The 26,079-nt window shown below is 32.4% G+C and carries 21 protein-coding genes; 17 read left to right on the forward strand and 4 right to left on the reverse strand.

What is annotated here, in order from left to right; genetic code table 11:
- Positions 1-76: 76 nt before the first annotated feature.
- The 4 genes from SHI72_RS17205 (at position 77) to SHI72_RS17220 (ending at position 5,237) form a co-directional block, all read left to right on the forward strand.
- Positions 77-2,230, forward strand: a complete 2,154-nt coding sequence (locus SHI72_RS17205) for a penicillin acylase family protein (RefSeq protein ID WP_323490797.1) — start codon at positions 77-79, stop codon at positions 2,228-2,230.
- A 102-nt stretch (positions 2,231-2,332) separates the two neighbouring features.
- A complete protein-coding gene (locus SHI72_RS17210) occupies positions 2,333-3,106 on the forward strand; it encodes a dienelactone hydrolase family protein (RefSeq protein WP_323490798.1) in 774 nt (257 codons plus the stop codon).
- Between the two features lie 42 nt (positions 3,107-3,148).
- Positions 3,149-4,213: a DUF3667 domain-containing protein gene (locus tag SHI72_RS17215; RefSeq protein ID WP_039118174.1), complete on the forward strand. Its 1,065-nt coding sequence runs from the start codon at positions 3,149-3,151 to the stop codon at positions 4,211-4,213.
- A gap of 7 nt (positions 4,214-4,220) precedes the next feature.
- Positions 4,221-5,237, forward strand: a complete 1,017-nt coding sequence (locus SHI72_RS17220; RefSeq protein WP_323490799.1) for a M28 family metallopeptidase — start codon at positions 4,221-4,223, stop codon at positions 5,235-5,237.
- 204 nt (positions 5,238-5,441) lie between these two features.
- Here SHI72_RS17220 and rho read toward each other — a convergent pair whose 3' ends face one another.
- On the reverse strand, positions 5,442-7,283 hold the full coding sequence (gene rho / locus SHI72_RS17225; protein WP_323490800.1) for a transcription termination factor Rho: 1,842 nt from the start codon (positions 7,281-7,283) through the stop codon (positions 5,442-5,444).
- Positions 7,284-7,469: 186 nt separating this feature from the next.
- Between rho and SHI72_RS17230 the strand changes: the two genes are divergently transcribed.
- Entirely contained in the window at positions 7,470-7,880 is a 411-nt protein-coding gene (locus SHI72_RS17230) for a DUF4293 domain-containing protein (protein WP_039112865.1), read from the forward strand.
- A 166-nt stretch (positions 7,881-8,046) separates the two neighbouring features.
- Positions 8,047-8,709: a response regulator gene (locus SHI72_RS17235; RefSeq protein ID WP_035619889.1), complete on the forward strand. Its 663-nt coding sequence runs from the start codon at positions 8,047-8,049 to the stop codon at positions 8,707-8,709.
- Between the two features lie 109 nt (positions 8,710-8,818).
- Here the strand turns inward: SHI72_RS17235 and SHI72_RS17240 are convergent, their stop codons facing one another.
- On the reverse strand, positions 8,819-8,980 hold the full coding sequence (locus tag SHI72_RS17240) for a hypothetical protein (protein ID WP_323490801.1): 162 nt from the start codon (positions 8,978-8,980) through the stop codon (positions 8,819-8,821).
- Between the two features lie 422 nt (positions 8,981-9,402).
- On the opposite strand from SHI72_RS17240, the gene SHI72_RS17245 reads away from it, so the two are divergent.
- Together SHI72_RS17245 and SHI72_RS17250 are read left to right on the forward strand one after the other, a co-directional pair.
- A complete protein-coding gene (locus SHI72_RS17245) occupies positions 9,403-11,097 on the forward strand; it encodes a tetratricopeptide repeat-containing sensor histidine kinase (RefSeq protein WP_323490802.1) in 1,695 nt (564 codons plus the stop codon).
- A 302-nt stretch (positions 11,098-11,399) separates the two neighbouring features.
- Positions 11,400-12,968: an ATP-binding protein gene (locus SHI72_RS17250; RefSeq protein WP_323490803.1), complete on the forward strand. Its 1,569-nt coding sequence runs from the start codon at positions 11,400-11,402 to the stop codon at positions 12,966-12,968.
- 1 nt (position 12,969) lies between these two features.
- On the opposite strand, the gene SHI72_RS17255 is transcribed toward SHI72_RS17250, so the two are convergent.
- A complete protein-coding gene (locus SHI72_RS17255) occupies positions 12,970-13,467 on the reverse strand; it encodes a metallophosphoesterase family protein (protein ID WP_039112868.1) in 498 nt (165 codons plus the stop codon).
- 223 nt (positions 13,468-13,690) lie between these two features.
- On the reverse strand, positions 13,691-15,607 hold the full coding sequence (locus tag SHI72_RS17260) for an SPFH domain-containing protein (protein ID WP_323490804.1): 1,917 nt from the start codon (positions 15,605-15,607) through the stop codon (positions 13,691-13,693).
- A gap of 535 nt (positions 15,608-16,142) precedes the next feature.
- Here SHI72_RS17260 and truA point away from each other — a divergent pair.
- From truA to SHI72_RS17305, 9 genes are all read left to right on the forward strand, one after another.
- Complete coding sequence (truA, locus tag SHI72_RS17265; RefSeq protein ID WP_039118181.1) at positions 16,143-16,877, forward strand: tRNA pseudouridine(38-40) synthase TruA; 735 nt, start codon at positions 16,143-16,145, stop codon at positions 16,875-16,877.
- A gap of 55 nt (positions 16,878-16,932) precedes the next feature.
- On the forward strand, positions 16,933-18,687 hold the full coding sequence (locus tag SHI72_RS17270; protein ID WP_039112871.1) for an ABC transporter ATP-binding protein: 1,755 nt from the start codon (positions 16,933-16,935) through the stop codon (positions 18,685-18,687).
- A gap of 250 nt (positions 18,688-18,937) precedes the next feature.
- Positions 18,938-20,326 (forward strand): dihydrolipoyl dehydrogenase, encoded by a 1,389-nt coding sequence (gene lpdA / locus SHI72_RS17275; RefSeq protein ID WP_039112873.1) that lies wholly within the window; start codon positions 18,938-18,940, stop codon positions 20,324-20,326.
- 186 nt (positions 20,327-20,512) lie between these two features.
- On the forward strand, positions 20,513-20,971 hold the full coding sequence (locus SHI72_RS17280) for a copper resistance protein NlpE (protein WP_323490805.1): 459 nt from the start codon (positions 20,513-20,515) through the stop codon (positions 20,969-20,971).
- A 246-nt stretch (positions 20,972-21,217) separates the two neighbouring features.
- Positions 21,218-21,727, forward strand: coding sequence for a TPM domain-containing protein (locus SHI72_RS17285; protein WP_323490806.1), 510 nt, complete (start codon positions 21,218-21,220; stop codon positions 21,725-21,727).
- Between the two features lie 453 nt (positions 21,728-22,180).
- Complete coding sequence (locus SHI72_RS17290; protein WP_323490807.1) at positions 22,181-23,617, forward strand: rhomboid family intramembrane serine protease; 1,437 nt, start codon at positions 22,181-22,183, stop codon at positions 23,615-23,617.
- Between the two features lie 209 nt (positions 23,618-23,826).
- The gene (locus tag SHI72_RS17295) at positions 23,827-24,594 is read left to right on the forward strand and encodes a DUF6882 domain-containing protein (protein ID WP_323490808.1); all 768 of its coding nucleotides are present in this window, start codon (positions 23,827-23,829) and stop codon (positions 24,592-24,594) included.
- Between the two features lie 9 nt (positions 24,595-24,603).
- A complete protein-coding gene (locus SHI72_RS17300; RefSeq protein ID WP_323490809.1) occupies positions 24,604-25,377 on the forward strand; it encodes a hypothetical protein in 774 nt (257 codons plus the stop codon).
- Positions 25,378-25,473: 96 nt separating this feature from the next.
- Positions 25,474-26,040: a hypothetical protein gene (locus SHI72_RS17305; RefSeq protein WP_323490810.1), complete on the forward strand. Its 567-nt coding sequence runs from the start codon at positions 25,474-25,476 to the stop codon at positions 26,038-26,040.
- Positions 26,041-26,079: the final 39 nt, after the last annotated feature.

The raw sequence follows: 26,079 nt of genomic DNA on the forward strand, positions 1-26,079 counted from the left end.
CGAAAGAAACTTAAACTGGCTAAATCATATGGTTTATTCTAAAAAAAACATACTATTTATATTCTTTTTTTTCCTTTTGAGCTTAACCCTTTTTTCGCAAAAAACAAGGAAAAGAGAGGTTAAAAAACTTCAGGAAAAAGCACAAAAAGTAACCATCATACGTGACAATTGGGGTATCCCTCACATTTATGGAAAAACTGATGCCGATGCTGTTTTTGGCTTAATGTATGCCCAATGCGAAGACGATTTTAAACGTATTGAAATGAATTACATAGAAAAACTAGGACGCCTTTCAGAAATAAAAGGAGAATCGGTTTTATATAATGATTTAGAAATTAAACTTTTAATTGATGCTAATGAAGCCAAAGTCGATTATAAAAAAGCCGCTCCTTGGTTAAAAAAACTACTAAATAGTTATGCTGACGGAATTAACTACTATCTATACAAACATCCCGAAGTAAAACCTCTTTTATTAACCCATTTTGAACCTTGGTTTCCTTTGCTTTGGACCGACGGAAGCATTGGCGCCATAAGCACAGCCAACCTTTCTACAGGAGAATTAAAAGCATTTTACTCTGGAAACAATGACAAAGTAGCGTATGTAGAACGAGAGGAAAATGTGCAAACTGGCTCTAACGGATTTGCTTTTTCACCTTCTAAAACTGCATCTGGAAATTCAATTCTTTATATAAATCCACATACTACTTTTTATTTCAGACCCGAAGTACAAGTTACAAGCGAAGAAGGACTTAATGTTTATGGCGCAGTAACTTGGGGGCAATTTTTCGTTTATCAGGGATTTAATGAAAACTGTGGTTGGATGCATACTTCTTCAAATGTAGATGTTGCCGATATGTATGCCGAAAAAATAGTCGAAAAAAACGGAAACCTATTTTATGAATATGACCAGGAATTGATTGCTGTAATTGAGAAGAAAATCACAATTAGCTATTTGGAAAATGGAAAATTAATTCCAAAAAAGTTCAAAACCTATTTTACAAACAATGGTCCCATAATGGCTAAACGAGATGGAAAATGGATTAGTCTTAAATCTAACAATCGCTCCATGAATAGTTTGGTTCAAAGCTGGGTCAGAACCAAATCAAAAGGATTTGAAGATTATAAAAAAGCAATGGATTTAAAAGCAAATACATCCAACAATACCGTATATGCCGATAACAAAGGAAACATTGGGTACTGGCATGGGAACTTTATACCTATTAGAGATAAAAAACTAAATTGGTCAAAAGTTATAGACGGCACAACATCGGCCACACAATGGAAAGGATTACACGACGTATCCGAAACAGTTCATTTATATAATCCCGCAAATGGATGGTTACAAAATTGTAATTCTACACCTTACACTGTAGCTGGTGATAATAGCCCTAAAAGAGAAAACTATCCAGCATATATGGCACCCGACGGAGAAAATTTTAGAGGCATAAATGCTGTTCGTATTTTTAGTAAAGGCGAAAAATATACTTTAGACAAAGTAATCACTGATGGTTATGATAGTAAACTCTCCATTTTTGAAATACTAATTCCAGCTTTACTTACTACTTTTGAAAAAGACATAAGCCTAACTGATTTAGAATTTAGTGATTTATCCGAACCTATTGCTATTTTAAAAAACTGGGATTATTATGCCCGAGAAAATTCTGTTGCAACAACACTAGCGGTCGAATGGGCATACAAATTAGACCCAATTATACAAAAAGCATACATTAATGAAGGAGAAGCCGATCAGGTAGAAAACACCAAAAACTTTGCAAAAAATGCAACCGACAGTCAATTAATTCCACAACTACAAGCTACAATAAAAGAATTAAAAGATAAATGGGGAACATGGCAGGTTCCTTGGGGAGATATAAACCGTTTTCAGAGATTATCAGGAGATCTAAATCTAACTTATAATGATTCACAGGCAAGTTTACCTATAGGATATGGCCCCGGATCTTGGGGCAGCTTACCCTCATTTAAAAGTAGTTTCCAGAAAAATACTAAAAAGCGTTACGGATACAATGGCAATAGTTTTGTTTGTGCCGTAGAATTTGGCACTAAAGTAAAAGCAAAATCTTTGCTTGCAGGTGGAAACAGCGGCGATGTTAAATCAAAACATTTTTACGACCAAGCCGAAATGTACCAAAAAGGGCAATTTAAAGATGTTTTGTTTTATAAAGAAGATGTCGAAAAAAATGCCGAACGTACCTATCATCCAGGTCAATAATTTACATAATCTACGACAATCAATATAAACCTCAGAAGAAAAATCTTTTGAGGTTTTTTTCTATTATTATATTTCTGATATTTGTCTTAAAAACATATTATTATGAAAACCATATATCTATTTATTTTAGGAATTTCACTAAATACCACAATTATGTTTGCACAATTAAAGCCCGTAAAATATGCCGATGGTAGTCAGACTCTTAACGGCTTAGCCATTCAGCCAACTACAAAAAGCAGTAATAAACCAGGTATACTAATGATTCCGGCTTGGCTAGGAATCGATAATGCTTCAAAAGCAATTGCCGAAGATTTGGCTAAACTAGGTTATCATGTCTTTATTGCCGATATATATGGAGAAGGTAATTACCCAAAAAACACTACTGAAGCTAATAAAATTGCTACCCATTACAAAACCAACTATACCGAATTCCAGAAAAGAATTAATCTTGCTTTGCAACAATTGGTAAAATCTGGAGCTAATGCCGACAATATCGTTGCAATAGGATATTGTTTTGGAGGAACAGGCGTTCTGGAAGCTGCAAGAGGTCATCTTAACTTAAAAGGTGTTGTTTCATTTCACGGAAGTTTAGCCAGAGATGCTGCCAGAACCAACGAAACTATTACAACCAAAGTTTTAGTTTGCCATGGTGCAGATGATCCATATGAATCTGCAGAAGAAATCACCGCTTTTCAACAAGAAATGCGTGACACCAAAGCCGATTGGCAAATGATTTATTATGCCAATGCGGTACATTCATTTACCAATCCCGAAGCAGGAAACGATAATTCTAAAGGAGCTGCATACAATGAAAAAGCTGCCAAACGTTCATTCGAGCACTTAAAACTTTTCTTAAACGAAGTATTAAAAAAATAAATACAATAATCTCAAACCAAAAAATACCAAACCAAATTATTTATGTCAAAAAGTCCATTAAGAAAAGACAAAACCTGCTTAAATTGCAGACACGTTGTCGAACAACATTACTGTCCTAATTGTGGACAAGAAAACACTGATACCAGAAAAACATTTCACCATTTATTCATTCACTTTTTTGAAGATTTAACGCATTATGAAAATGCTTTTTGGCGCACGATTAAAAACCTTTTATTTAAACCATCAGCTTTAACCAAAGAGTATCTTTCTGGAAAACGACTATCTTATTTAGCACCAGTTCGTCTTTATATTTTTATCAGTTTTGTAACTTTTCTTTTAATCGCCATGTTTCCTCTTCATGTAAATGACGACACAAGCGAAGCTATTAATCCAGAAAACGTTCAAAAGCAAACTACAACCATTACCAAGTCATTAAAAGAAAATAAAGATGTAAAAGCACTACTAAACTCTGAATCAATATCGAAAGAAGATAAAAAAGCGATTGAAGAAGTTTTAAGTAATCCCAAAGCAAGCAAAGAAAGCCTAATTCAATTTGGATATACATCTGTTAATCAACTAGATTCCATTCAAAAATATGGTCCTGAATCTAAAAAACTTTCCGACTTTAGTTATTGGCTGAACAGAAAAGTCCAACTCATAAAAGATAAAAATAATGGCCGAGAAGTACTCGATAAATTCGTAGAGTCATTTATACACAATTTACCTAAAGTTTTATTTATCATCATGCCATTTTTCGCTTTCTTTTTATGGATTTTTCATAATAAAAAGCGTTGGTATTATTTTGACCACGGGATATTTACCCTACATTATTTTTCCTTTTTATTATTAATATTTTTAATTCTATTCACAATAGGAAAAATAGGAGATGCAATAAACTATCCATTTCTTTCTACTATAATTAATTGGTTCACGGCTGCCGGAGTACTGTGGATGTTTTATTATTTTTTCCCTGCTCACCATAGATTTTACGGAGAGTCAAGAATAGTATCATTTATGAAAAGTATGGTATTATTTTTCATAAATTCAATTTTTATACTATTTTTACTAGTTGCATTCGCTTTTTACACATTTATCAATTTACATTAAATAAACAATGAAAAAATTATTAATTCTATTCGTAATTGCTTCGGCATTTTCATGTAAAAACACCCAAGGTGTTGTTGCAAAGGATAATTCGGATCCAACCAAATACATGAACACTATTACTGCCAAAGATTTAAAAAAGCATCTTTACATAGTAGCTTCTGATGAAATGGAAGGAAGAGAAACAGGATCAGAAGGGCAAAAAAAGGCAGGAGTTTATTTAATTAATCAGTACAAAAAAGACAAAGTTTCTTTTCCTAAAGGGGCAGCCGATTACTACCAACCCGTTCCGGCTTCTTACCTTAATGCCAAAAGAAATCAAAACCTACCCGATTCAGAAAATATTTGGGCGTATATCGAGGGTTCAGAAAAGCCAGATGAAGTCTTAGTTATTTCTGCACATTACGATCACGTAGGTGTAAAAGATGGTGAAGTATATAATGGTGCCGATGATGATGGCTCAGGAACAGTTGCTTTACTAGAAATGGCACAAGCTTTTGCAAAAGCAAAAAAAGAAGGACATGGACCTAAACGTTCTATACTTTTCTTACATGTAACTGGAGAAGAACATGGTTTACACGGTTCTCGTTTTTACTCAGAAAACCCATTGTTTCCGCTTGCAAATACAATCGCTGATATTAATATCGATATGATAGGACGTCGCGATGTAGAGCATGTAAAGACAAACAATTATGTATATGTAATTGGTGCCGACAGATTATCTAGCGATTTACATAATATCGTAGTAGCTCAAAATGAAAAATACACAAAAATAGATTTGGATTTCAAATTCAATGACCCAAAAGACCCAAATCATTTTTATGAGCGTTCTGATCATTATAACTTTGCTAAACATGGTATTCCATCTGTGTTTTTCTTTAATGGTGTTCACGAAGATTACCACCAAAAAGGGGATGAACCAGAAAAAATTGAATACGATGCTTTAACAAAAAGAACCCAACTAGCTTTTGTAATTGCTTGGGATTTAGCAAATAGAGAAAACAGACCAGTAGTTGATAAAAAGTAAAATAAGGTTCAAAGAGACAAAGGTTCAGAGGTTCAGAGATTTTCCGTAGAGACGCACCGCTGTGCGTCTTTGATAGAGAGTTGCAAAAATTCTGAGGTTCATAAAAAAAGGGATGAGTTTAAAACTCATCCCTTTTTTTATATTTATAGATTCCAAAAGTAAAACCTTTGAACCTTTGTAACTTAGAACCTTTGAACCTCTCCTCTAGTCATTCATAGAGATTAAAAACTCTTCGTTGTTTTTGGTTTTCTTAAAACGATCGTTGATAAAGTCCATTGCTTCAACAGGATTCATGTCAGAAAGGTATTTTCTCATGATCCACATTCTTTGTAATGTTTTCTCATCTAGTAACATATCATCACGACGCGTACTTGAAGAAGTCAAATCGATTGCAGGGAAAATACGTTTGTTAGCAATCTTACGATCCAATTGTAACTCCATATTACCTGTACCTTTAAATTCTTCAAAGATAACCTCGTCCATTTTTGATCCGGTTTCAGTTAATGCTGTAGCAATAATACTTAATGAACCTCCATTTTCTACATTACGAGCAGCTCCAAAGAATCTTTTTGGTTTTTGTAATGCATTCGCATCAACACCTCCACTTAATACTTTACCCGAAGCTGGTTGTACCGTATTGTAAGCTCTAGCCAAACGTGTAATCGAGTCTAACAAGATTACTACATCATGACCACATTCTACTAAACGTTTAGCTTTTTCTAATACTATATTAGCAATTTTAACGTGTTCTTGTGGTTCTCTATCAAAAGTAGAAGCAATTACTTCTCCACGTACACTACGTTGCATATCGGTAACCTCCTCAGGACGCTCATCTATAAGAAGAACGATTAAATATACCTCTGGATGATTTGCAGCAATAGCATTTGCAATATCTTTAAGCAACATTGTTTTACCCGTTTTAGGCTGTGCTACAATCATACCACGTTGTCCTTTTCCTATTGGAGAGAACAAATCGATTATACGAGTTGAAATTGTACTTTGCTTTTCGGCTAATTTAAATTTTTCAGAAGGAAAAACTGGAGTTAAATGTTCGAATGAAACACGATCGCGAACTACTTGAGGATCATGTCCGTTTATTTTTAAAACTCGAACTAATGGGAAAAACTTTTCTCCTTCTTTAGGAGGACGCACTACTCCTTTTACTGTATCACCTGTTTTAAGACCAAACAATCTGATTTGTGAAGTTGATAAATAAATATCATCTGGAGAGGCTAAATAATTATAATCTGAAGAACGTAAGAATCCGTAACCATCCGGCATCATTTCCAGAACACCTTCACTTTCGATAATTCCGTCAAACTCAAAATCAGAGTCTCTGAAATTATTCTTTTTATTCTTAAAGTTTGGATTTTGATTACCATTATTCCCGTTTTGATTTGGATTTTGATTCGGGTTCTGGTTTGGATTTTGATTTGGATTCTGCTTATTCTGGTTCGGATTTGTCTTTTTTACCTGAACTGGTGCTTCAGTTTTTTCCGATGTCGCATTTGTTGGAGTCTCATTTTCAGTTTCAGCTGAATTTTCATTTGAAATTTCTGCTTCTGGCGCAACCTCTTTAGCTGCTTCTTTTTCCTTTTGTAAAGCGACCTTTTTTTCGTAGGCCGATTTATTGAATTTTATAATTTTTGATCCTTTTTTCTCAGGAACGATCTTTTCTGATGTTTGAACAGGTTCAACTGTTTCTATAGATTCTGCTTCTGGAGCAATTAGTGCTACTGGAGTATCAAGAATTTCAGTTGGTTTACTTTCTTTTTCTTCTTCAAAAACTAAATTCTTTTGAACTGTATTCTTTTGTATAGCTGCTTTTTTAACTGGAACAATTCTAGCTCTTTTAGGCTTATCATCTTCAACAACTTCATTTTCTTTTTGAACAACTGGCGGTTGCACAGTCGTTTCTTGATGTGCTAAAATCTGACTTATTAATGTGTCCTTTTTTACACCGTTAAATTTTATTGTTTTAGCTAACTTAGCTATTTCTTGAAGCTCAGAAAGCTTCATTTCTTTTAATGCAGAAATATCAAACATGAATGTTCTATGAATTTAATTAATTTTCGGAAATACTGTAAAAGAATAGGTAGTACTGTTTTTTTTTGAATCAACCGCAGTATGAAGTGCTTACGGTATTGTGATGCAATAATACGAATAAAATTTTATCATACAATAGTATTTGTAAAAAAGAAAATATATTTTTGTAAAACAATAATCAAGAAAATGATACAACGAATTCAAACTATATATTTACTTTTAACATTTGCGGTTACTATATTAATGACTTTCGTTCCGCTTTGGACAACAGCAGATGCTAAGCCTTATTATTTCATGCAAAATCAACTTTACGTTGTTTTACTAGGTTTAAGTGCTATGTTATCTATAGTAAGTATTATTTCATATAAAAAGAGACAAAACCAGTTTGTCATGGGCAGACTGAATATAATATTAAATTTAATTTTATTAGGATTGTTTGTATATCATTCACTAAATGTATCTGGAGAAACACCTGCTGTTTCTGAGAAAGGTATTGGGATGTTTCTACCTATAGTTGCTATCGTATTATTAGTGTTAGCTAATAAAGCCATCAAAAAGGATGAAGATCTTGTAAAATCTGTGGATAGATTGAGGTAAACCTATAAACTTAATTTATTTTGTGCGAAGAAGACCCGAATTATATAATTCGGGTTTTTTTGTGGGAAATATCAAGATTTTTGCACTACTATGATTAAATTAAGCCCTATAAACACTTATAGTCCCTTATTTTTTCATAAATTTGAAACGAATAGTTATCATTTTTATGAAAGACAAAATACGAGTACATCTAGCCGATGATCATCAGGTACTTATTGACGGGCTTACCAATTTATTACATACCGTTTCTGACTTTGAGGTTGTAGGCTCTTCTTTGAACGGAATGAATATTTTTGATGATGTATCTACAAATAACACTAGTATCTTAGTTCTAGATATTAGTATGCCTCAAAAAGATGGTATCGAAGTCCTTAAAGAATTCTCAGAAAAAGGTTTTCCCTGCAAAGTAATAATCCTTTCTAGTTATGATGATTTAAAAATTATTAAAGAGGTAATGAATCTTGGAGCCAGTGGTTATCTAACCAAAAAATGTGCTGGCGAAAATATCATTGAGGCTATTGAAGCTGTTAATAAAGGTGAAGAATATTTTTGCGATTCGGTTAGAGAAAAAATATTTACCACTTTTACAAGAGGTAATCCTAAACTCAACGAACGTACGCGAGAAGAAAATTCTATATTAAGTTCACGTGAACTTGAGATTATCACATTAATTTCCCTTGAGTATAGTGGAAAAGAAATTAGTGAATTGCTTTTCATCAGTACTAATACTGTCGAAACTCATCGCAAGAATATCATGAAAAAATTAAAAACAAAAAACACTATTGGTCTCGTGAAATATGCGATTAAGAACAATTTGATTAAATCATAAACATAAAAAGTGCTTCAAAAACTGAAGCACTTTTTTTATTCTTTACTAAATTAATTTACACCTTTTTATTTAAGTTAATTTGTAATCGATTCATTATAAGAGAATTTTATTAACTATCTCCCTTTCCTCCTTTATCAATATCTACCTTTTCTTCTATTGGCTCTTCTGGTTGATTTTCATCTTCAGGAGTTGGTTCACCTCCAATATTAGTGTTTGGGTCTTCTCCTGCTAAATTGTAATTTTCTTCTCCTTCTAAAAATTGTTTTGACATTTGTTATTTTATTTAAATTAATTAATCCCAAATCATTTTAAGACACTTTGGGCTCTGTCTTTATTATTTAGTGAATTACACCTTTTTATCTATTTTTGTCAGAATTTAAGCTTGATATACTTAAAATAATCTTTAGGATCTTCTGGTAAATTACTGAATTCTATGGTACTTATAATACTCCCTAAATGACCTGTTTTTACACAAACAAGCATTACAGCTATCTCAGACACTATTAACACATCTATTTAGTCTTTAATTACTTACAAATTAAATTCGTAAATCTATTCATAAAAAGCCTTAATTAACCAGAAACATTACCTACACAATAATAACTTTTTTTTTTCAATCATAAAGGGATTTAATTATTAAATTTGGAGCTAAAATGTTAGAAATTCTTATCTATAAAATAACAGTCGTATTAAATGCATAAAACTCGATTTTTCTCATTACTCATTATATTACTAATATGTTTTAGCACCGACTCTTACTCTCAAAATAAGCCACTTCCAAAAAATGAAATTGATAAATTAATAAAAGAAGCTATTGCCAGCTGGAAAACTAACGATTATGAAAAATCGTTAAAACAAGCAAGAATTGCTTTAAAACAAGCAATTGACATTAACGACAACTATCTTATCGCATACAGTTACAACACAATAGGCTTAAATTTTGATGATTTAATCATGCTCGACAAAGCTTTAGTATTTTATCAAAAAGCACTATACTATGTTGATAAAACCAATAATAGCACATTAAAGGCTAAAATTCATAACAATCTGGCAAACACTTATTTTTTCTATAAAAAAGAGTATCAAAAAGGGATTAATCACTATAAAAAATCACTTGAATACAGCAAGAATTCACCCGATAATGCAAAAATATATCTTAGAAAACTTAATATTACCTGGGCCTATTTTGAGATTAAAAATTTTGATAAAGGTTTAGATTATTTAAATTATATAAATGAATTTAAACAATATGGAGATGAGTCAACTGAGGTTGCTCTTAATATGCTAAATGCAATATATTACGATCATAAAAACGATACGATAAAAGCCAATGCATTTTTCACAAAAGCGATTGCTTTAGGAAATGAAAGTTATGAAAAATTTGATTTAGCAAAAACGCATGAAAAATACGCAGACTTTTTATTCAGAAATCATGACTACAAAAAAGCATACGAAAACATCACTAAACTTAATGCTCTCGAAAAAGAACTTACTGAATCTATAGAATTAAAAAAGACAAAACTGGTAGGTGTTAATCTTGAATTAGATGAATACAAAAGAGAAGTTGATAAAATTGAATCTCAATATAAAACCAAACAACAATCTTTATTAAAGGAACAATCCCGCAACAAAAAAATTGTTAGTATCATGGTTTCTTTATTTATTGTTACTATCATCTTATTCTATTTTTTCTATCAAAATACCAAACTTAAACAGAAAAACAGACTTAAAGATGTACAGAGCAAAATACAACAAAACATCATTAATGCCAGTATTGACGGTCAGGAAAGTGAGCGCAAAAAAATAGCATTATTTTTACATGACAACATTAGTGCCTTATTATCTACCGCAGGAATGCATCTGAACGTTTTTTCGACACAAAACGAACCTGTATCTGAAGAAATTCTTAAAACAAAATTTATTCTCGAAGAAGCGCATGATAAAGTACGTGATTTATCTCATGAACTTTTACCCACATTATTAGTTCGCTTTGGTTTGTTTTATGCTCTTGAAGATTTATGCGAAAAAAATTCGAACTCGACTCTTCTTTTTGAATACTCCTGTACAATTCCCCCGAAGACACGTTATCATGAAAAATTCGAAATGAGAATCTACTTTATAATTTCAGAACTTTTAAATAATATCATAAAACACAGTGAGGCTACCATTGCCAGTGTTTCGCTAGTAGAGAATAATTCGAATCTTATTATTAATGTAAATGATAACGGAAAAGGATATAATACCAATGAATTTAACATCGCTGAAGGCTTTGGACTGAACCAGATTAGAGCCAGAATAAAAAATTTGAAAGGAGATATCGAAGTTATTTCCAAAATTGACATGGGAACCTCAATAAAGATAGATGTTCCGATAATGTCTGAATCGTAATTTAATCCTAAAAACTGTTTTATATAAATCATCAAATATTAAATTACTTACTATTGTATTCTAAATTAACATGTCACGTTTTGAGCATCAATTAAACATCAATAGCAATAAAATTAATTATTAAATTTGAACCCTAATCTTTGAAATTACATATATAATAATCATTATATTAAATGCACAAAAATCGAATTGTCTTATTACTCGTCATATTGCTAATTTGTTTAAGCAACAAATTTTACTCTCAAAGCAAGCCTCTTTCTAAAAAAGAGACAGAAAAACTTTATGATGAAGCTGTAAAATTTATGCGTGAAGGACAATACGAAAAATCCCTAACACTATCCCGTCTTACTTTAAACTATGCCATTGCTGCCAATGATCCAAATCTAATTGCAAAATCATACAATACAATTGCTGCCAATTTTGATGAATTAACAGAACCCGACAAAGCCTTATTTTATTACAAAAAAGGATTAATATATGCCGAGAAAACCAACAATGGCGAACTTAAGAATTGGCTTTATAATAATTTAGGTAATATTTACTGCTTTAATAAAAAGGAATATGAAAAAGGAATTTCTTATTATAAAAAGTCTCTTTTTTACAGTACTAAAATAAAAGACTCGGTACAAGTAGTTTTTACAAAACTAAATATTACTTGGGCTTATTTTGACATTGGTGGTTATAAAGACGGTTACCCCTACTTAAGTTACATTAATAAGTTCCACTCAAAACATGGTGACGCTTCTACTTTGGTAGTATTAAATATGCTTAACGGTATGTATTACAATCATGAAAACAATAACAAAAAAGCAGATTTATTTTTTAAAAAAGCAATAAAAATTGGTCGAGAAGGAAATGAAAAATCAGATTTATGTTTCACTTATCAAGAATATTCTAAGTTTTTATCAAAAATAGGAAAACCTAAAGAAGCCTATGACAATCTAGCTCTTTATACTACTTTAAACGAAGAACTAAATAATGAAGATAAATTACGAAAAGTAGATGTTGCTGGTCTTAATCTAGAAGTAGATCAATACAAAAGAGACATTGATAAAATAGAATCACAATACAAATCAAAACAACAATCTTTATTATTGGAGCAATCCCGTAACAAAAAAGTGGTTAGTATTATGGTTTCTCTATTTGTTATTAGTATCATCTTGTTTTATTTTTTCTATCAGAATACCAAACTGAAACAAAATAATAGACTAAAAGATATTCAAAGCAAAATACAACAAAACATAATTAATGCCAGTATCGACGGTCAGGAAAGTGAACGAAAGAAAATTGCTTTATTCTTACACGATAATATTAGTGCCTTATTATCTTCGGCAGGAATGCATTTAAATGTTTTTTCGACTCAAAACGAACCTGTTTCTGAAGAAATTCTTAAAACAAAATTCATTCTGCAAGAAGCTCATGATAAAGTACGTGATTTATCTCATGAACTTTTACCTACATTATTAGTTCGATTTGGTTTGTTTTATGCGCTGGAAGATTTATGCGAAAAGAATTCTAATTCGACGATACTTTTTGAGTATTCTTGTGCTATTCCATCAAAAACCCGATACAATGAAAAATTTGAAATGAGAATCTATTTCATCATTTCGGAACTTTTAAACAACATTATAAAACATAGTGAAGCTTCTCTTGCAAGTATTTCTTTAGTTGAAGAAAATGGCAACCTGATTGTCAATGTAAATGATAACGGCAAAGGATATAAAACAAATAAATTTCATATCGACGAAGGCTTTGGTCTAAACCAAATTAGAGCCAGAATAAAGAATTTAAAAGGTGAAATAGCAGTTATATCTAAAATTGATATTGGTACCTCGATTAGAATAGAAGTTCCAATAGTAAACCTGGTATAAATTAATTACGTTTCTCGATTTCTATAATTTCTAAATCTTTTATTTTATCTCCGTCTATCACAAATCGCAACATCGTGCGTACTTGATGAAAACCACTTTTACCCGCAGCTCCAGGATTCATATGCAGCAAATTATTCTTTTTATCGAACATTACTTTTAAGATATGTGAATGTCCGCAGATAAATAATTTAGGAGGATCAGAAGCCATTTCTGCTTTTATAGCAGGACTATACTTTCCGGGATAACCACCAATATGAGTAATCCAAACTGAAACATCTTCACACATAAAACGATTGTTTAACGGAAATTCTAATCGTGCCTTGGCATCATCGATATTTCCATAAACGCAACGTAATGGTTTTACTTTTTTTATAGCATCGGTAACCGATAAATCACCAATATCTCCCGCATGCCACACTTCATCAGCTTGGGAAACGTATTTTAAAATTGTATCATCAATATGGCTGTGCGTATCGGAAAGTAGGAGGATTTTTTTCATTACAAGTACAAAGGTTCAGAATTGCAAAGGTACAAAGGTTTTCTTTGTAGAGGCGCACCGCAGTGCGTCTTTCGTACGGTTTTCTTTTGTTGTTGAACATAAAAAAATCCGATCTGCTAATGCAGACCGGATTTAAAACTTTGTGTTAGACGCACTTCTGTCCGTCTCTACGTTATACGATGTCTTTTACATTTCACCTCTAACGCTTTACATTTTACAATAGTTACTGTTTCTTAGGGTTTTTAACATCTTTAGAATCTTTGGTATCTATCATTTCCATTAGTTTTAATCCTAACAAACCACTGATAGAACCATCAGAACCACTGTTTCCGGAAATTAAAACATCAGGAATTATTTTGATGTTTCCTTTTCCAATTTCTTCTGTAACTTTATATCTGGTAAAATTATCTCCACCCATCGCGCTAACCTGAAGTTGGTACGATTCTGCAGTCGATTTACCAATTGCCATAATTTTCTCTGCTTCGGCTAAACCTGTTTTAGAAATCCTTTCTGCCTCTGCACTTGCATTCAATTTGGTAGCCTCGGCTTGTGCTCCTGCTCTTGCTTTTGTTGCTTCGGCTTCCGCATTGGCACGCATTTTTGTAGCTTCGGCTTCGGCGTTTACATTCAGTTTTAAACTGGTTGCATCTCCTTCAGCTTTCTTCACAGTTGCATCTGCGGTACGTTGTGCAATTTCTACACTTTGCGAAGCACGCACAATTTCTTTCTGCATATCTGCAATCGCGGTTTCTTTCTCCATTCCCTGGCGTTGTTCCTGCGCCATTCTTTGAGTTTGATATGTTTTTTGCTCTTCTTCTGCTAATTTTCTATCTGTCAAAGTTTTCATCAATGAATCTGGCGGAACGATATCTCCAATCAAAGTATCAACAGCATTTACGTTATATTCATCAAGAACTAATTTAATATGATTTTTAGCCGATTCCTGACGTTCTTTCCTTGTAGACAAGAAAGAAATAACATCGCTATCCTGAGCCGAGTTTCTGAAATAGTTACCAATTGTAGGCTCTAAAACCTGAGAAACTAAGTTATTCATGCTTCCAAAACGAGCAATTACTTTTGGCGCTTCGGCAGCCGGAACGTGAATAATTTGTGCCACATCCAGATTAAATGGGAAACCATCTTTTGAACGAACAGTAATCGTAGAAAGATTTTTATCTAAATCATGCGACTCACTTCTGGCATTTGCCCAGTTGAGAACCAAGTTGGTTGTTGGAACTGCTTCTAACTTAGTCGTATATTTATTTAAGGCATATTTCCCAGGTCCAAAAGGTTCCATCCAAACACCACGTTGTCCTTTTGAAACAATGTTTCCGTGTTTAAAAGTATCTCCGGTAACATCTTGACCATCTTCTCCAATATACGAAATAACAACTCCAACATATCCAATAGGCACATCAGTCATTGGATTTTGTTCTATCAAGATTCCCCATGTATTAATATAGTATGATCCTGCCAACATTACCTGAGGCTGTAAACCACGATTTCCACCAGTATCCAAAAACTTGTCAAAATCCTGAAAGTTATTATGACCTTCAACAAATTTCCCCGCAATTTGTCCTTGCGGAATTGGTTCTCCGTCAAGAGCTGTTACAATACCAATCATGTTCTCATAAATCTTGATTTGGTCTGCAATTACAATTTCGAACAAGAACGTATTTATACGATACGAACCTGTGGTAATAAAAGCGGTCTGACGTCCTTTTTGTCCGCCATTGTCCAGGAAAAAAGTAGCATCCTGAAAGTTGTCACTTTCTACTTTTCGGGCTAAGATTCGACCAGTTGGAATTTCCTTTCCGTCTTTACTTAAAACGAGTCCAATTTTTCCTTCCGGAATAACTGTAAATCCAGTCATATCTATCGAATATTGCCAGATCCACATTCCCCAGTATAAACCCGGAGCAAGCGTTTTTGCCTGATAACCTGCTTCTCCTTTTGTCGCAATAATACGACCATCAGGAAGCGATTTATCGGTTCCGAACAAAACGAATTTTTTAGTCACAAGACCAATCTTATCCTCTGGAACCATCACCATTCCGAAGAAAACACGTAAAATAAATTTGTGAAAAACGATGGAGAATAAGATTAAAATTATCCACCAATAAGAAGTAATTTCATTCATAGTTTTGATATATTAGATTACAAACATAGCAGAAATACTTCCTGTTAAAATGAAATATTTTCAAAATTAACTTTTGTTAATTTTACTTAAATAATGTTTAAAAAAGCCCCTGATTAAATCGTTAGAATTGTCAATTTCTGACACGATTTTTTGCTAAACAAACTATGATTGGTATTTTTGATTTTAACAGTTTTTTGAGGAAGGTACATAGGTTCAGAGAAGCAAGGGTTCTTTAATTAGGTTCAAAGGAACAGAGATGCAAAGGTTTTCTACAGGGATACATAAACATTGTGTCTTTGTTTATTTTCATATCTAACGTGAGACGCACTGCTGTGCGCCTCTACGAATAACCGATAAAAATGATTACACATCGTATAGACAAAAAACCTTATCCCGTTGTGTTAGACGCACTGCGGTGCGTCTCTACAATGCGTCCCTAAAAAAACCTTAGTACCTCAGTACCTTTGCACCTTTGCATCTCTGTTCCTTTGAACCTTTTTTGTACCTTTGCATCTTAGAACCTCTGCACCTTAAAATGAGATATTTTATACAATTTGCATACAACGGCACGCATTATCATGGTTGGCAATTTCAACCTAATGCGTCATCAGTTCAGGAAACTTTAAACAAAGCACTTTCTGTTTTATTAAATACTCCTATTAATTTAATGGGGGCTGGTCGTACTGATACTGGTGTTCATGCCAAAGAAATGTATGCTCATTTTGATTATGATTCTCCTATTGTCGTTCCGAATTTGGTTCACAAACTCAATTCTTATTTACCAAAAGACATTGCTATTTATGATGTTATCTTGGTTCAGGACGAAGCCCATTGTCGTTTTGACGCAACCAAACGTACTTATGAATATCATATTAATACAGTGAAAGATCCTTTTCTGGAGGAACTGAGTTGGTATTTTCATCAATATTTAGATGTTGCTTTGATGAACGAAGCTGCTAAAATTTTGTTAAATCATACCGATTTCCAATGCTTTTCGAAGGTGAACACTGATGTAAATACATTTGATTGTAGTATTTTTGAAGCGTATTGGAAAACCGAAGATAATAAGCTGATTTTTACCATTTCGGCCAATCGTTTTTTACGAAATATGGTTCGCGCCATTGTTGGTACTTTGATAAACATTGGTTTACACAAAATTACGCTGGATGATTTTGAAAATATCATTGCTAGTAAAAACCGAGACAAAGCTGGTTTTTCGGTTCCGGCTCACGGATTGTATTTAACTAAGGTTGTTTACGATTATTTATAGTTTTAAGCTATAGGCAGTAAGCCTAAAGCCTAAAGCCTAAAGCAAAAAAAATAAAATGAAAGCAAAAGCATTTGATACTGGCCTCTTCAAACGAATTCTTACTTATACTAAACCTTACAAATGGCGCTATAATGGTGTAATCATTTTTGCGGTTTCGCTCTCTATATTTGCCGCTCTTCGCCCCTATTTGCTTAAGCAAACGGTGGACGGATATATTAAAACGCACGACCAATTGGGTTTACTTTTTTATGTAACCTTAATGGGAATTGTGCTTTTATTGGAGGTTTTCTCGCAGTTTTATTTTGTGTATTGGGCAAACTGGTTGGGTCAGGATATTGTAAAGGATATCCGCACGAAGTTGTTTAAACACATTTTGAGTTTTAGAATGAAATATTTTGACCTTGTACCTGTAGGACAACTGGTTACTCGTTCGGTTTCGGATATTGAGTCGATTGCCAGAATCTTCAGCCAGGGTTTATTTATGATTATTAGTGACTTGATGAAAATGCTTGTTGTGCTAATTTTTATGTTTTATATGAACTGGAAACTTACTTGGATTGTGGTTATTGCCATGCCTATTTTGGTTTACATCACTCGTATATTTCAGCGCAAAATGCAGGTTGCTTTTGAGGAAGTTCGAACTCAGATTGCCAACATGAACTCGTTTGTACAGGAGCGCGTTACCGGTATGAAGATTGTTCAGCTTTTTAATCGTGAGAATGCTGAGTACGAAAGTTTCAAGGAAATAAACGGTAAACATAAAAAAGCATGGATAAAAACGATTTTATATAACTCAATTTTCTTCCCTATTGCCGATATTATTTCGTCGCTAACATTGGGTTGCATTGTCGTTTTTGGTGGTTTTAAAATCCTGAATGGCGATAACTTTACCACTTTTGGAGATTTATTCTCCTACACGATGTTTATCGGGATGTTGTTTAATCCGTTACGTCAGATTGCGGATAAATTTAACGAGATGCAATTAGGAATGATTGCTGCCAATCGTGTTTTTGATATTATCGATACACAAGACCATATTCAGGATACTGGAACTATCGAAGCACCTATTTTTAACGGAAGTATTGAATTTAAAGACGTTCGTTTTGGATATATTCCAGAGGAGGAAGTTATTAAAGGCATTGATTTATCGGTTGAAGCCGGACAAACTATTGCTATTGTAGGTTCGACTGGTGCTGGAAAATCGACTATTATAAACTTACTGAATCGCTTTTATGAAATTAATAGCGGAACAATTTGTATTGACGGTCATAATATTGAGAACTATACGCTGGCTTCACTACGCAAGCAAATTGCTGTGGTTTTGCAAGATGTATTCTTGTTTGCAGATACGATTTACAATAATATTACGCTTAACAATCCTGAGATAACCAAAGCTCAGGTTGTAGAAGCTGCCAAAGTAATTGGTGTACATGATTTTATTATGAGCTTGCCAGATAATTATGACTTTGATGTAAAGGAACGTGGTGTAATGCTTTCTTCGGGTCAGCGCCAACTGATTGCTTTTTTACGCTCATATGTAAGTAATCCGAGTATTTTAATATTAGATGAAGCAACTTCATCTATAGATACCTACTCTGAAGAATTAATCCAGCGTGCTACCGAAACGATTACTAAAGGCAGAACTTCGATTGTTATTGCGCATAGATTGGCAACGATTGTAAATGCCGATAAAATTGTGGTTATGGATAAAGGTCTTATTGTAGAGCAAGGAACGCATCAGGAATTGATAAATCGTGCCGAAGGGTTTTACAAAAACTTATACGACTCGCAATTTGTGATAGCAAATTAATTTAGAACTCTGTTTTAATTACTGCTGTTTTCGTAAAATAAAGGTGATTATTAGCTAAAATTTAGCAAATTAAATCACTTTTATTTTAATCTCTGTGAAATAGCCAATGTAAATTGACCTTGAAATAAAAATTAAACCTTTTTTTAAAATAAATCCTTAAATTCGCAATCTCTATTCATTGTTGAAAAATAGAAAATGAAATGCGTTTTTAACCGCTTTCAATTTTAAAAATAAAATAAATACTTAAAAAATGAAATACGACGTTATTGTTTTAGGAAGTGGTCCAGGCGGATATGTAACTGCCATTAGAGCATCACAATTAGGCTTTAAAGTAGCCGTAGTTGAAAAAGAAAACCTAGGTGGTGTATGCTTAAACTGGGGTTGTATTCCTACCAAAGCATTACTTAAATCGGCTCAGGTTTTTGATTATCTAAAACACGCTTCCGATTACGGATTGACTGTTTCTGAATTCGATAAAGATTTCCCTGCGGTTGTACAACGTAGCCGTGGTGTTGCGGAAGGAATGAGCAAAGGTGTTCAATTCTTGATGAAGAAAAATAAAATTGACGTTATAGATGGTTTTGGGAAACTTAAACCAGGAAAAAAACTTGACGTTACTGATAAAGATAATAAAGTTACAGAATATAGCGCTGACCATATTATTATTGCTACAGGTGCTCGTTCTCGTGAGTTACCTAACTTACCTCAGGATGGAGTAAAAGTAATAGGATACCGTCAGGCAATGACTTTACCTACTCAGCCTAAATCTATGATTATTGTAGGTTCTGGAGCTATTGGAGTTGAGTTTGCACATTTTTATAACTCAATGGGAACTGAAGTTACTATTGTAGAATTTATGCCAAACGTTGTTCCTGTAGAAGACGAAGATATCTCTAAACAATTTGAGCGTTCTTTGAAAAAAGCTGGAATTAAAATCATGACTAACTCTTCTGTAGAGCGTATTGATACAACTGGTGCAGGTGTAAAAGCATTTGTTAAAACTGCAAAAGGTGAAGAAGTTCTTGAGGCTGACATCGTTCTTTCGGCTGTTGGAATTAAAACTAACATCGAAAACATTGGTCTTGAAGAAGTAGGTATCGCTGTAGACAGAGATAAAATCTTGGTAAACGCTTACAACCAAACTAATATCCCTGGATATTATGCTATTGGTGATGTTACTCCTGGACAAGCTTTGGCTCACGTAGCTTCTGCTGAAGGAATTAACTGTGTAGAAAAAATTGCTGGTTTACACGTAGACCCAATCGATTACGGAAACGTTCCTGGTTGTACTTACGCAACTCCAGAAATTGCATCTGTAGGTTTAACTGAAAAACAAGCTAAAGAAAAAGGATACGAATTAAAAATTGGTAAATTCCCATTCTCTGCTTCAGGAAAAGCTAAAGCTGCTGGAACTCCAGACGGTTTTGTAAAAGTAATTTTTGATGCTAAATATGGCGAATGGTTAGGATGCCACATGATTGGTGCTGGTGTTACAGATATGATTGCTGAGGCAGTTGTAGCTCGTAAACTAGAAACTACCGGACATGAAATCTTAAAATCTATTCACCCTCACCCTACAATGAGTGAGGCTGTTATGGAAGCTGTTGCTGATGCTTACGGCGAAGTAATTCACTTGTAATATTCCCTTAGTTAAGAATATAATTTTCAATCTAAAATCCGATTTGCGAAAGCAAGTCGGATTTTTTTTATGATTTACTTTTTTTAATTAATTCTAAAACCCTGTCCTAACACGTAATAAAAAAATTACTAGCACGTTCTTATTATATAATACTTAAATTTACTTAATCTAATAAAACTCAACTAAATGAAAAAGCAAATCGTAACACTGATAATGGCAGGGCTATTAATGGCGAGCTGTAAAGATAAAGATGCCATGAAACAAGATACAATTACGCAAGACACAATTGTAACTCATGATGAACATACATCACAAAATTCATTAGATTGGGTTGGTACTTATAAAGGAATTGTACCATGTGCAGATTGTGAAGGAATTGAGCAGGAAATAACAATAAATGACGACAAAACTTTTTCTATAAAAGAAACATATCTGGGTAAAACAAAAGATAATAAATTTACCGATGAAGGAACAACTACATGGAATAAAGAAGGAAACATAATCACGACTATAACTAAAGATAAAACTAGAACAACATCTTACTTAGTGGGAGAAAGAACACTAACACAGCTTGATATGGACAATAAAGAAATTACTGGTCCTCTTGCTAAAAATTATATTTTAAATCAAATAGAACCTAAATAGAAAGTCCATTTTATAATTGATATTAATTCTATTTCATAAATATTTAAAAATCCGATTTGCAAAAGCAAGTCGGATTTTTTTTATGATTTTACTTCTCGATAATGTCAAGTAAAAGTTTCTATTTTGTTAATTCACATACTTCACATAAAACCAATAAAATATTAACCATTTCATACAAATTTGAAGAATGTTTTATCATAATAAAGTCTTATTTTCGCACCACCAAATCTAACCCTCAGTACTAATATGAAAAAGATCTTCTTTATTATTACAATTACCTTATTTTCATTAAATAGTTTTTTTGCTCAAACAAAAAATGCAGTAAGTTCAACCTCTGAACCTCAAAATGTTTTTTCGAAATCATATGATTATGTAAATGACTTCGAAAAAATATTATCTCCAAGTCAAATAGCAGCTTTAAAAAATACTTTAAAATCGTGCGAGACAAGCTCAGGTCATAAAATTATTCTTGTTACAACTCCTTCCATAAAACCTTATTCTGATATTCCTGAGTACTCATTGGATCTGAATACTTATTTAGCCAATAACTTAAAACTTAACACAGCCGTTTTAATTGTTTTTAGTAAAGAGTTGAGACAAATTCAGATACAAGGTAGTGACCAGGTACGTAATACGCTTAACTATGACGAAACTAAAGATATTATATCTAGCTATGCCTTACCAGAATTTAAAAAAGGTGATTTTTATAAAGGTTTAGAAGTATCTGTTTCTGAAATAATCAAAAAAATAAAATAGCGTTTTTAATAAAAATTAAAAACTTTTAAAGAATCCAATTTGTGCAAACAAGTTGGATTTTTTTTATGGCGTGCCCCGCAGAAAAAGCGGGTCAGGCTTTCGGCTTTATCTTTTGTTTGCTCCGCTTACAAAAGGATACCGCCTCTATCCTTCACGCGAAACTGCAATACAATGAAGTTTTATTTTCAAGTATAAATTAATAATAAAAAAACTATATATTAGTCTCTTGATAAAAGTCCTACGTTGCCAATATATGCAATAAATCAATCAAGACTTTTGATAGAAAAACATGCACCTTATAATTAGATATAACCAAATATGAATTCTAATCTTACCAAGAAGCTTAAATTAATTTTTACTCCATTTTTAATTACGATGTTAAGCTTTTGTATTATTTATACTTTTTTAAACTGGCTACTTTTTATCAAATTTCAACTCTTTTCAGTCAAAGAAATGATAATCGATTTTGTAATTCCATTGATATTTCCTGCAATACCGATCATATTTTATTTACACAAGAGATTAAACATTTTAAACCTAAAAGCGAAAAACGGAAAGACTTATACCGATTTTTATATTTTTATTCTTTGGCTTTCCATTTCGGTTCCAACAATAATTGCTCAAGACTATCTTAAAACAGCAACAGGAAAATTAACCCAAGTCGAAAATGTTTCTGCAATTTCTAAACAAGAACAAACAAAATATTATGACATAAAAAGATTATTCATAGACAAATCAAAAGCTAGTTCTTATACTTTATTTGAAGTAAGTGGCAAGCACGATACTGATTTTAACATGACTATATATGTTGTTGCTCCAGTTTTTGATAAAAAAAATAATGCTTCGACCGCTACGAATTGTAAATATTGGTTAGGAATAAAATACCATAATCAGGTTAGTAATAGTATAAGCGATTCTAGAAAAGAAAGTGAATACCAAACTTTTGCAAACTTTAGCGAAACCGAATTTAACCGAACTGATTTAAGTGATTTTATATACTTAGAAAGAGTTGGAAATTCCGAAACTGGAGATGGTTATAAAAAAGCCTTAAAAAATTGCACTAAATTAAATACTGAAGGTGCAACTATTTTTATTTCTCACAAAGAACCTTTTGAAAACAAAAATGGAAATTCCTTCCTATGGTTTATCTGCACATTATTAGGAGGAATAGTTATATCACTAATTGCGATTTTAATTCCAAAATTTAACCAAAGAGAATTAAAGAACCTAGAAAGCGGAAAACCCCAAGAAAATAAAGATTTAAAAGAATTCTTGGAATTTATAAAACCGAGAGAAGGCTATTTTGTTACTCCAATTTTAATATACCTAAATATTGCAATCTTTTTAGTGATGTTTCTATCAGGCTTAGGCTTTATATCGTTTAATGGGCAAGATTTACTAAATTGGGGAGCAAACTACCAACCTTATACAACCAATGGCGAGTGGTGGAGACTTATTACAAATGTCTTCCTTCATGGTGGTTTCATGCATTTGCTATCAAATATGTTTGGACTTTTATTTGTCGGAATATTTCTGGAGCCTCTATTGGGTCGAACGAAATACTTAACAATTTACCTAGTTACAGGAATTATTGCCAGTTTAGCTAGTATTTGGTGGTATGATGCAACAGTAAGCGTAGGTGCTTCGGGTGCTATTTTTGGGCTTTATGGATTATTCCTAAGTTTGTTATTGACAAAAGTTTTTCCTCCACAAATCAATAATGTATTCTTAATTACAACGCTCATTTTTATAGGATATAATTTGCTTATGGGACTTACTGGAGGAATTGATAATGCAGCACATATCGGAGGACTTATTAGTGGTTTTGTAATTGGATTGATTATGAGTAACTCTTTAAAATCGGAAAAAAACAACATCCAAAAGAAATAAATGATTGAAAAAAAGGCTCTGGCTTATAAAGAATCTTTTGCCAATCCTGCCTAATTCGCATAAATATAAATTGACAATAATCTTAAAAAAACTATTATGGGTTTATTTGACTTTTTTTATATTAGCAATTGGACTAACAGCTTTACAATCTTATAAAGCATAACAAATACTAACTTTCAACAGATTGCATCTATTTTAACAAGACATAAATGAAGAAATATTCTGATTTTGCAATAAATATTTGCAATGAATTCAAAAGCATCCAAGAAAAGTTCGTAGAAAAATACAACTTAAACGATTTTACAGAATGGTTTTACGATGAAGAAACATCATTAATTACATTTAAAAAAGGGCAAACCGAACTAAATTTTGAATACATTCCAATTGGTAGTTATTCTAATTCGGGTAAAACTTGGTTATGGGCATGGAATAATAAAGAATTGCTTCATAATAATAAACTTAAAACTTTATTAATAAAACAGTTTGGAGAAAAAAACAATTATTCAAAACTAACTGAAGGTTTCTTTGATGCTGATAAATATGTTGGTTGGGAATTGACTGCAATAGCCTATAACATGATTGAAGCAATCGGTTCGTATCGAATTGTTAATGATAATAATCTTGAAATATATTTTTTGTTAACTGATAAAATTGAAAGCAATTTCGTCGAAGAACTAAAAATTATAAATAAAAGTAAAACAGAAAAACAGATTCAATGCAAAAAACACGGTTCTAACAGGCTCGCCTTTATTTGCCAACATCTTAACGAAATAGATAAAACTGGTTTTGAAGAAGCATTTGAATCAGAAATTGGAATGTATTTAGGAGAAGATGATAATTTATCTGCTTGGTGCAATAAATGTGAAGAAACTAGAATTAAAGATGATGGTTGGAATGAAGAAAATATAAAAATGGCTAAAATAAAATTAGTTTGTGAAGAATGCTATTTCGAAATAAAAGAAAAAAATTTAATTTAAAATCACATTATGAAAAAACTTATACTCCTTTTTTTCTTCGCAATCGGATTAAATTCTGCTCATGCAGAATGTGGTGTAAACGGAATGCAATTTTTCCCAAAGAAAACAAACATAAGTTTAAATTCGATGTTTATCATACAGGGATATTACATGAGTGAAAAAACAATCAATAGTTTCAAAAATCGAACTGCTTATTTACAAAGTAAGAAAGGTGAATTGGTAAAACTTAATCTTGTTGAAATTCTAAAAGGTCAAATGAGTCTGACACAGGCCATTTTTAAACCTGCAAAACAACTAAAACCTAATACCATTTACTTCTTAAAATACTCTAAGCAAACAGAGAGAGAAACAGAAGAAATGACACAGTGGAATACTGAAACGAACCAAAATGAAAAAGTTTACTGGAAAACAACAAACAAAAATTCAGCTGAATTATTAAATCCTAATCTGAAGATTAAATATCAAAAAACAGAAGTTAGAGAATATGGTTGTGGTCCTGCGGCAAATGCAATATTCAATGTTACCAATAAATCTGATTCTGAAATCTGGTACAAAACAGAAATGGTTGACCTAAATACAAACCAAAAAACTGTGTTTTATATCAAAGAATGGGATGGGAAACTTAATGTAGGACATGGAATGTGTTCCGGAGCTTTTACTTTTACCAAACTTGGAAAATATAAGGTCAGATTCACTCCAATGAATACGGATGGAAAGTCATTAAATACAACAAAGTGGATAAATTTTGAAAGTCCATTTAGGAATGATAAAAGCAGTTCTTAAAGAAAAAAAATCAACCCGAAAAACCAGATTTGTAACAAATTATAAAAAATAGTGTCTATATAATAAAACCAATTATTAACAACCAAAAATAAATTTATGAAATCAAGAACTATTTGCTTAATCGGATTACTGCTTTTTGTTAGTAGTTATATCATGTTTTCACAAGGTTCTAAATTTGCTTATTTTCAAAAGCCTATAGATTTTGCACACTGGTTTAATTTAATTGGAGCTGTATTATTACTTTCTTTTAATGATGTATTCCCTAAGAATAAACTTAATTCAGTAGCTTCTTTTCTAACCATTTTAGGAGTTATAGGTCACGTTGGGCTTTGTACTATTGACTTTATAATGTGGAGTTTTGGAGATGACGAAATCTCAAAAACGGAATTAAGTAATCAGATAAGTAATACGCCATCTATTTTATATCCTTTTGTTATTATTGGTCCATCTTTACTTTTTATAGGATTGGCAGCGCATGCCTTAAATTTTATTAAAACTCATACCTTTAGTGCCTTAATGGTTATAATTGGAGCACCCGCAGTAGGTATTTCTTTCTTTGTATTAAAAAACGGATCGTATATGGTACTAAGTTGTATTCTTTTTGCTTTAGGATTGTTTTCATTACTTTACAGAAATGATGACAAAACAATATTAACTGAATAGCAAACCACATTTCCTAAATTCATATACTACAACAGCACA

It is taken from the genome of Flavobacterium sp. PL02, assembly GCF_035013205.1.
GTDB lineage: Bacteria > Bacteroidota > Bacteroidia > Flavobacteriales > Flavobacteriaceae > Flavobacterium.

Coding starts and splice junctions, on each gene's coding strand:
- SHI72_RS17235 (WP_035619889.1), top strand. CDS start 8,047: ATGAAAGACAAAATACGAGTACATCTAGCCGATGATCATCAGGTACTT.
- SHI72_RS17300 (WP_323490809.1), top strand. CDS start 24,604: ATGAAAAAACTTATACTCCTTTTTTTCTTCGCAATCGGATTAAATTCT.
- SHI72_RS17230 (WP_039112865.1), top strand. CDS start 7,470: ATGATACAACGAATTCAAACTATATATTTACTTTTAACATTTGCGGTT.
- rho (WP_323490800.1), bottom strand. CDS start 7,283: ATGTTTGATATTTCTGCATTAAAAGAAATGAAGCTTTCTGAGCTTCAA.
- SHI72_RS17295 (WP_323490808.1), top strand. CDS start 23,827: ATGAAGAAATATTCTGATTTTGCAATAAATATTTGCAATGAATTCAAA.
- SHI72_RS17245 (WP_323490802.1), top strand. CDS start 9,403: ATGCATAAAACTCGATTTTTCTCATTACTCATTATATTACTAATATGT.
- SHI72_RS17270 (WP_039112871.1), top strand. CDS start 16,933: ATGAAAGCAAAAGCATTTGATACTGGCCTCTTCAAACGAATTCTTACT.
- SHI72_RS17285 (WP_323490806.1), top strand. CDS start 21,218: ATGAAAAAGATCTTCTTTATTATTACAATTACCTTATTTTCATTAAAT.
- SHI72_RS17210 (WP_323490798.1), top strand. CDS start 2,333: ATGAAAACCATATATCTATTTATTTTAGGAATTTCACTAAATACCACA.
- SHI72_RS17290 (WP_323490807.1), top strand. CDS start 22,181: ATGATAATCGATTTTGTAATTCCATTGATATTTCCTGCAATACCGATC.
- SHI72_RS17250 (WP_323490803.1), top strand. CDS start 11,400: ATGCGTGAAGGACAATACGAAAAATCCCTAACACTATCCCGTCTTACT.
- SHI72_RS17260 (WP_323490804.1), bottom strand. CDS start 15,607: ATGAATGAAATTACTTCTTATTGGTGGATAATTTTAATCTTATTCTCC.
- SHI72_RS17220 (WP_323490799.1), top strand. CDS start 4,221: ATGAAAAAATTATTAATTCTATTCGTAATTGCTTCGGCATTTTCATGT.
- SHI72_RS17305 (WP_323490810.1), top strand. CDS start 25,474: ATGAAATCAAGAACTATTTGCTTAATCGGATTACTGCTTTTTGTTAGT.
- truA (WP_039118181.1), top strand. CDS start 16,143: ATGAGATATTTTATACAATTTGCATACAACGGCACGCATTATCATGGT.
- SHI72_RS17280 (WP_323490805.1), top strand. CDS start 20,513: ATGAAAAAGCAAATCGTAACACTGATAATGGCAGGGCTATTAATGGCG.
- lpdA (WP_039112873.1), top strand. CDS start 18,938: ATGAAATACGACGTTATTGTTTTAGGAAGTGGTCCAGGCGGATATGTA.
- SHI72_RS17215 (WP_039118174.1), top strand. CDS start 3,149: ATGTCAAAAAGTCCATTAAGAAAAGACAAAACCTGCTTAAATTGCAGA.
- SHI72_RS17255 (WP_039112868.1), bottom strand. CDS start 13,467: ATGAAAAAAATCCTCCTACTTTCCGATACGCACAGCCATATTGATGAT.
- SHI72_RS17240 (WP_323490801.1), bottom strand. CDS start 8,980: ATGTCAAAACAATTTTTAGAAGGAGAAGAAAATTACAATTTAGCAGGA.